General features: G+C 37.9%; 7 protein-coding genes and 2 pseudogenes. 6 read left to right on the top strand and 3 right to left on the bottom strand.

The window, feature by feature from the left end:
* A partial coding sequence (locus tag B4W83_RS03760) for a transposase family protein (protein WP_142246427.1) occupies positions 1-459 on the bottom strand: 459 nt, incomplete at its 3' end.
* A gap of 116 nt (positions 460-575) precedes the next feature.
* Between B4W83_RS03760 and B4W83_RS13125 the strand changes: the two are divergent.
* The 4 genes and pseudogenes from B4W83_RS13125 to B4W83_RS03740 form a co-directional block, all read left to right on the top strand.
* Positions 576-665 (top strand): annotated as a pseudogene (locus B4W83_RS13125) (platelet activating factor); the annotation flags it as partial.
* 83 nt (positions 666-748) lie between these two features.
* A complete protein-coding gene (locus B4W83_RS03750; protein ID WP_001102227.1) occupies positions 749-1,474 on the top strand; it encodes a CppA family protein in 726 nt (241 codons plus the stop codon).
* Positions 1,471-2,406 carry a serine hydrolase domain-containing protein gene (locus B4W83_RS03745; RefSeq protein WP_000872315.1) on the top strand — a complete coding sequence of 312 codons (936 nt, stop codon included), beginning with the start codon at positions 1,471-1,473 and terminating at the stop codon, positions 2,404-2,406. The genes B4W83_RS03750 and B4W83_RS03745 overlap by 4 nt, the downstream gene beginning before the upstream one ends.
* An 8-nt stretch (positions 2,407-2,414) precedes the next feature.
* On the top strand, positions 2,415-3,311 hold the full coding sequence (locus B4W83_RS03740; protein WP_000071685.1) for a DMT family transporter: 897 nt from the start codon (positions 2,415-2,417) through the stop codon (positions 3,309-3,311).
* A 149-nt stretch (positions 3,312-3,460) separates the two neighbouring features.
* On the opposite strand, the gene B4W83_RS03735 is transcribed toward B4W83_RS03740, so the two are convergent.
* Positions 3,461-4,159 carry a GntR family transcriptional regulator gene (locus tag B4W83_RS03735; RefSeq protein ID WP_000936194.1) on the bottom strand — a complete coding sequence of 233 codons (699 nt, stop codon included), beginning with the start codon at positions 4,157-4,159 and terminating at the stop codon, positions 3,461-3,463.
* Positions 4,160-4,371: 212 nt separating this feature from the next.
* On the opposite strand from B4W83_RS03735, the gene guaA reads away from it, so the two are divergent.
* Positions 4,372-5,934 (top strand): glutamine-hydrolyzing GMP synthase, encoded by a 1,563-nt coding sequence (guaA, locus tag B4W83_RS03730; RefSeq protein WP_000065719.1) that lies wholly within the window; start codon positions 4,372-4,374, stop codon positions 5,932-5,934.
* A 286-nt stretch (positions 5,935-6,220) separates the two neighbouring features.
* Here the strand turns inward: guaA and B4W83_RS03720 are convergent, their stop codons facing one another.
* Positions 6,221-7,120: a DNA-methyltransferase gene (locus tag B4W83_RS03720; protein ID WP_306291439.1), complete on the bottom strand. Its 900-nt coding sequence runs from the start codon at positions 7,118-7,120 to the stop codon at positions 6,221-6,223.
* Between B4W83_RS03720 and B4W83_RS03715 the strand changes: the two are divergent.
* A pseudogene (locus B4W83_RS03715) lies at positions 7,051-7,248 on the top strand (U32 family peptidase C-terminal domain-containing protein); the annotation flags it as partial. The gene B4W83_RS03720 and the pseudogene B4W83_RS03715 sit on opposite strands and share 70 nt — an antisense overlap.
* Positions 7,249-7,513: the final 265 nt, after the last annotated feature.

The raw sequence follows: 7,513 nt of genomic DNA, 5'->3' as shown, positions 1-7,513 counted from the left end.
AATCTTAGGCAGATTTCTAAAATTACACTCAAAGTGGAAGTCATTGAGCTTTCGAATGACAGTTGAAGTTGAGATGGAAAGCTGATGGTCAATATCAGTCATAGAAATCTTTTCAATTAACTTTTGAGCAATTTTTTGATTGATGATACGAGGGATTTGGTGATTCTTCTTGACGATAGAAGTTTCAGCGACCATCATTTTTGAACAGTGATAGCACTTGAATCGACGCTTTCTAAGTAGAATTCTAGTAGGCATACCAGTCGTTTCAAGATAAGGAATTTTAGAAGGTTTTTGAAAGTCATATTTCTTCATTTGACTTCCGCACTTAGGACAAGATGGAGCTTCATAGTCCAGTTTGGCGATGATTTCCTTGTGTGTATCCTTATTGATGATATCCATAAATTGGATATTAGGGTCTTTAATGTCAAGGAGTTTTGTGATAAAATGTAATTGTTCCATATGATTCTTTCTAATGAGTTGTTTTGTCGCTTTTCATTATAGGTCATATGGGACTTTTTTTCTACACAAAAATAGGCTCCATAATATCTATAGGGGATTTACCCACTACAAATATTATAGAGCCAGAATATACAACTGATGGACTGCACCTCAGTGTTGCTGGTTATCAGGTTTTGACAAAAGCCTTGAAAGGCTATCTTTACTAAATAGCTAAATAAAGTTAAATTTGAGCATAATATCTTGTAAAAAATTCTAAAATCCTTTAAAATAAAAAGTGATGGAGGAATTTATGAATGTAAATCAGATTGTACGGATTATTCCTACTTTAAAAGTTAATAATAGAAAATTAAATGAAACATTTTATATTGAAACCCTTGGTATGAAGGCCTTGTTAGAGGAATCAGCCTTCCTATCACTAGGGGACCAAACAGGTCTTGAAAAGCTGGTTTTAGAAGAAGCACCAAGCATGCGTACTCGTAAGGTAGAGGGACGAAAAAAACTGGCTAGATTGATTATCAAGGTGGAAAATCCCTTAGAAATCGAGGGACTCTTATCTAAAACAGATTCGATTCATCGATTATATAAAGGTCAAAATGGCTACGCTTTTGAAATTTTTTCACCAGAAGATGATTTGATTTTGATTCATGCAGAAGATGACAGAGCAAGTCTAGTAGAAGTAGGAGAAAAGCCTGAATTTCAAACAGATTTGGCATCAATCTCTTTAAGTAAATTTGAGATTTCTATGGAATTACATCTCCAAACTGATATCGAAAGTTTCTTGGAATCATCTGAAATTGGGGCATCCCTTGATTTTATTCCAGCACAGGGGCAGGATTTGACTGTGGATAATACGGTTACTTGGGACTTATCTATGCTCAAGTTCTTGGTCAATGAACTAGATATAGCAAGTCTTCGCCAGAAGTTTGAGTCTACCGAATATTTTATTCCTAAGTCTGAAAAATTCTTCCTTTGTAAAGATCGAAATAATGTTGAATTGTGGTTTGAAGAAGTATGAAGTGGACCCAGATTATTAAAAAAATAGAAGAACAAATCGAGGCAGGGATTTATCCCGGAGCCTCTTTTGCGTATTTTAAGGACAATCAATGGACGGAGTTCTATATTGGCCAGAGTCACCCAGAGCATGGCTTGCAGACTGAGGCAGGACTAGTTTATGACCTAGCTAGTGTCAGCAAGGTTGTTGGCGTTGGCACCGTTTTTACCTTCTTGTGGGAAAAAGGCAAATTAGATATTGACAGACCGGTAACAGATTTTTTAGCTGAGAGTGATTATCCAGACATCACTATTCGCCAGCTCTTGACTCATGCAACAGACCTTGATCCTTTTATTCCTAATCGTGATCTTTTAACAGCCCCTGAATTAAAGGAAGCGATGTTTCATCTCAACAGACGAAGTCAGCCAGCCTTTCTTTATTCGGATGTCCATTTTTTGCTGTTGGGCTTTATTTTGGAAAGAATTTTTAATCAAGATTTGGATGTGATTTTACAAGAACAAGTTTGGAAACCGTGGGGAATGACGGAAACCCAATTTGGACCTGTTGAGCTTGCTGTTCCAACAGTTAGAGGTGTCGAGGCAGGTCTGGTACATGATCCCAAGGCTCGCCTCTTGGGCAGACATGCAGGTAGTGCTGGTTTGTTTTCGACTGTAAAGGATTTACAAATCTTTTTAGAACACTATTTAGCAGATGATTTTGCAAGAGATTTGAGTCAAAATTTTTCACCTTTGGATGACAAGGAACGTTCTTTGGCATGGAATTTGGAAGGAGATTGGCTAGACCATACGGGCTATACAGGTACCTTTATCATGTGGAATCGTCAGAAGCAAGAAGCGGCCATTTTCCTATCGAATCGTACCTATGAAAAGGATGAGAGGGCTCAATGGATTGTAGACCGCAATCAAGTGATGAACTTGATTCGCAAAGAAGAGTAAGGAGAGACATGTCAAATAGTTTAAAAGGGACTTTACTAACAGTTGTGGCAGGGATAGCTTGGGGCTTGTCAGGAACGAGTGGCCAATACCTGATGGCACACGGAATTTCAGCTCTGGTCTTGACCAACTTGCGCCTTTTAATCGCTGGTGGAATTCTCATGCTCTTGGCTTATGCCACTGCAAAGGATAAAATGCTGGCCTTTTTAACGGATAAGAAGAGTTTGCTGTCTCTTCTTATTTTTGCTCTAATTGGTCTATTCCTCAACCAATTCGCCTATCTAACTGCTATTCAGGAGACCAATGCAGGTACCGCGACAGTACTTCAGTATGTTTGTCCTGTCGGAATTTTGATTTATAGCTGTATCAAGGATAAGGTGGCACCGACACTGGGAGAGATTGTTTCTATCATATTAGCCATCGGAGGAACCTTCCTGATCGCAACACATGGGCAGGTGGACCAGTTATCCATGACACCTGCAGACCTGTTTTGGGGTCTCTTTTCTGCTCTGACTTACGCACTTTATATCATTTTACCCATAGCCTTGATTAAGAAGTGGGGGAGCAGTTTGGTCATTGGTGTGGGAATGGTTATAGCAGGTTTGGTTGCCCTTCCTTTTACAGGAGTTCTACAGACTACTATCCCAACAAGTCTTGATTTTCTCCTCGCTTTTGCGGGCATTATCCTTATCGGGACTGTCTTTGCCTATACAGCCTTTCTAAAAGGAGCCAGTCTGATTGGGCCGGTCAAGTCAAGTTTGTTGGCTTCAATTGAGCCAATTTCGGCTGTTTTCTTTGCTTTCCTAATCATGAATGAACAATTTTATCCCATTGATTTTCTTGGTATGGCAATGATATTGTTTGCTGTAACCCTGATTTCTTTGAAAGATTTAGTCTTAGAAAAATAAAAAGACTCTTTGTCGTCCGTGACAGAGAGTTTTTGCGTAGTATTTTATACTCAATGAAAATCAAAGAGCAAACTAGGAAACTAGCCGCAGACTGTACTTGAGTACGGCAAGGCGACGTTGACGCGGTTTGAAGAGATTTTCGAAGAGTATTAATTGTTTTCAAGATAAAATTCAAAACGTTCGCCTACATATTGACTTTTTACGTATTCAAAAGCAGTACCATCTTCTAGGTAGGAAACCTGAGTCAGACCAAGAATAGCATGTCCTTTTTCAACTTCTAAATAGTGGGCGATTTTTTCCTTAGCAAGGCGAGCATAGATGGTCTGATGTGATTTACCAATACGGTAGCCATGTTTTTGCAGTGTTTGGAAGAAATGACTAGTGATTTCTTCTTTTTTAAAGTCCTTAATGAATTTTTCAGGAATAGAAGCAACTTCATAAACCAGAGGAACTTTGTCGGCATAGCGGACCCGCTCCATTCGGATAATATTTTCGGTAGGAGAAATTCCTAGCTTGGCAACTTCCTGCTCATTGGGAATGGTTTTTCTGTAGGAAATGAGCTGGCTAGAGGGTACTTTACCTTGGGACTTAACAATTTCAGTAAAACTGGTTGTCCCTCGCATCTTTTCTTGTACCCGAGTACTGGACACAAAGGTGCCACTTCCAACTCTGCGCTCTAAGACACCTTCTTCAACCAATAGAGATACGGCTTGGCGGAGGGTCATGCGGCTGACCGAAAACTGCTCTGCTAAATCTCTTTCACTGGGAAGCCTCTCACCAATAGCCCAACGGTGCTCGTCAATATCCTTTTTAATCTGATCATGGATTTTCATATAAGCAGGTAGCATATTTTTCACTTCATTTCTATCTTTTCTCTATTGTACCCCAATAAACTAGAAAAAGTCAAACTTCGCCTTGTTTATACTCTTCGAAAATCTCTTCAAACCGCGTTAGCTCTATCTGCAACCTCAAANNTGATTTTCATTGAGTATTAGTTGGTAATTCGCCCTTATTTGTGATAGAATATTGGAAAAGATATTTCTTTTGAGAAAGGAAAAAGATGAGCAACATTTCAACTGATTTGCAAGATGTAGAAAAAATCATCGTATTGGACTATGGTAGCCAATACAACCAGCTGATTTCACGCCGTATCCGTGAGATTGGTGTTTTTTCAGAACTAAAGAGCCATAAAATTTCAGCTGCTGAAGTTCGTGAAGTCAATCCTGTAGGAATTATTCTATCAGGTGGTCCAAACTCTGTATATGAAGATGGTTCATTTGATATTGACCCAGAAATCTTCGAACTCGGAATTCCAATTTTGGGAATTTGTTATGGTATGCAGTTATTGACCCATAAACTTGGAGGAAAAGTTGTTCCTGCAGGTGCTGCTGGAAATCGTGAATACGGTCAATCAACCCTAACACACACACCATCATCTCTTTTTGAATCAACACCTGATGAACAAACTGTATTGATGAGCCATGGTGATGCGGTTACTGAGATTCCTGCTGACTTTGTTCGTACTGGAACATCAGCTGACTGCCCTTACGCAGCCATCGAAAATCCAGATAAACACATTTACGGTATCCAATTCCACCCAGAAGTTCGTCATTCTGTATACGGAAATGATATCCTTCGTAACTTTGCCCTTAACATCTGTAAGGCTAAAGGCGATTGGACAATGGATAACTTCATCGACATGCAGATCCAAAAAATCCGTGAGACTGTTGGTGATAAACGTGTCCTTCTTGGCCTTTCAGGTGGGGTTGACTCTTCAGTTGTTGGAGTTCTTCTCCAAAAAGCGATTGGCGATCAATTGATCTGTATCTTCGTGGATCACGGTCTTCTTCGTAAAGGAGAAGCGGACCAAGTTATGGACATGCTTGGTGGTAAGTTTGGTTTGAATATCGTCAAAGCAGACGCAGCTAAACGTTTCCTTGATAAACTTGCAGGAGTTTCTGACCCTGAACAAAAGCGTAAAATCATCGGTAACGAGTTTGTCTATGTCTTTGATGACGAAGCAAGCAAGCTCAAAGATGTGAAATTCCTTGCTCAAGGAACTCTTTATACAGACGTTATCGAGTCTGGTACGGATACAGCTCAAACTATCAAGTCACACCACAACGTGGGTGGTCTTCCAGAAGACATGCAGTTTGAATTGATCGAACCATTGAATACTCTTTACAAGGACGAAGTTCGTGCCCTTGGTACAGAGCTTGGTATGCCAGACCATATCGTATGGCGCCAACCATTCCCAGGACCAGGACTTGCTATCCGTGTCATGGGTGAAATCACTGAAGAGAAACTTGAAACCGTTCGTGAATCAGACGCTATTCTTCGTGAAGAAATCGCTAAAGCTGGACTTGACCGCGATATTTGGCAATACTTCACTGTTAACACAGGCGTTCGTTCAGTCGGTGTTATGGGTGACGGTCGTACGTATGACTACACGATTGCAATCCGTGCTATCACTTCTATCGATGGTATGACTGCTGATTTTGCCAAAATTCCATGGGAAGTACTTCAAAAAATCTCAGTACGTATCGTAAATGAAGTGGATCATGTTAACCGTATCGTCTACGATATTACAAGTAAACCACCTGCAACCGTTGAGTGGGAGTAATTTTAAACTAACAAAAAATGCTTTGAAATCAGTGTTTCAGAGCATTTTTGTTCTTTCTGTAAATAATTTGCAAACTATAGTAACTGTTGACTTTTACTTAACCATTTTTCGATTGTAAGTTCAAAATGGTCAATTACTATTATATTTTCAGGAATCGTATCAAAATCAAATAATAAATTATCTGAATGAGTTTTTATAACTACTCCAAAATCAAGTTTTTTGGAGTTTATAGCATTCTGTAATAAAGAGATACTTTCATTCAGACATTCATTATTTTTTTGAATTTTTATAGGTATCGGTTTTTTTGAAAATGTTTAGGTAAAAAACCATCAATTCCTTTATTTCTTTGAACAATTTTTGCCTGTAATAATTTAAGAATGTTTTCCTCTTCCTCAGTTTTGGTTCTATATGCTTCGATTCCTTTATTCAATAAATTTGAACTTGTTTTTATAACATTTTCCAGACGTTGCTGAGTTATATTGATAGCTTCCTCAGATAAATCAATCCCCATATAATTTCTATTCAAAATCTTGGAGGCTACTAAAGTAGTTCTACTTCCACAGAACGGGTCTAAAACTATATCATTTTTATCAGTAGCAATCTTTATAATTTGTTCTAATAACAGAATAGGTTTTTGTGTAGGATAACCTACTCTTTCTTTAGCTTTTGGATTAAGAAATGGTATATTCCAAACATCTGAAAGGGGAACTCCATTTTTCTCTTTTGCTAGAAGATAGTTACCATTATTATCAACTTTATATATAGTTTTAGAGTTTCCATCTCGTTTTCGTTCCACTAGTATTTGGTCGATATTTGTAGTAGAAGAATACTCTGTAAAAATTGTATTAAATTTAAAATCTTTTGACTTTGAATAAAAGTAAATGTTTTGATGATTGTTCAATAATCCCTTTTTTGAATTAGACCACCGTTTATAGTTCCATATAATTTCGCTTTGAAACATATCTGCTCCAAAGATATTATCTAAAATTAATCTAATATGATGATTTGCAATTTTATCACAATGAACGAAAATACTGCCACTATTTTTTAGCACTCTTTTGCATTCTTCTAATCTTACAGATAAAAATTCTTTGTAATCCTCAATCGAAGTCCATGTATCTTCAAATTGAAACCTATATTGAGGATCTTCACGATGCCAAAGGCAATAAAATCGATCGCGCTCCAAATCCAATGGAACTCTTGACAATCAAAGTCCCACAACCTGTTCAAGCTGGAGACATGGTTCGAGCTCTTAAAGAGGGTCTCATCAATCTTTATAAGGAAGATGGAACCAGCGTCACAGTTCGTGCTTAATGTAGTTGTTTAGTTTTAAAAAATTATGCAAAGCTCCATATACAACACTTAAACGAGATTAAAGAATGGCGAAATCCCTTGATGTGCAAGGGATTAGCTGTCCTTTTTTATTTTTTAAGTGATAAAGTCGGAGCTTAGGTATCCAAAGCCTATCAAATTAAACAAAGAAGCGATGCCGTCGATATTTTGAAATTATATATTTAAACTAAAAACTCTCTATCTTTTTGTGGTAGAGAGTTTTTTTGTTATGGCTTCAAGCCAGTTT

The sequence above is a fragment of the Streptococcus pseudopneumoniae ATCC BAA-960 = CCUG 49455 genome, assembly GCF_002087075.1.
Taxonomy (GTDB): domain Bacteria; phylum Bacillota; class Bacilli; order Lactobacillales; family Streptococcaceae; genus Streptococcus; species Streptococcus pseudopneumoniae.
This window is presented reverse-complemented; position numbering and strand designations above follow the sequence as displayed.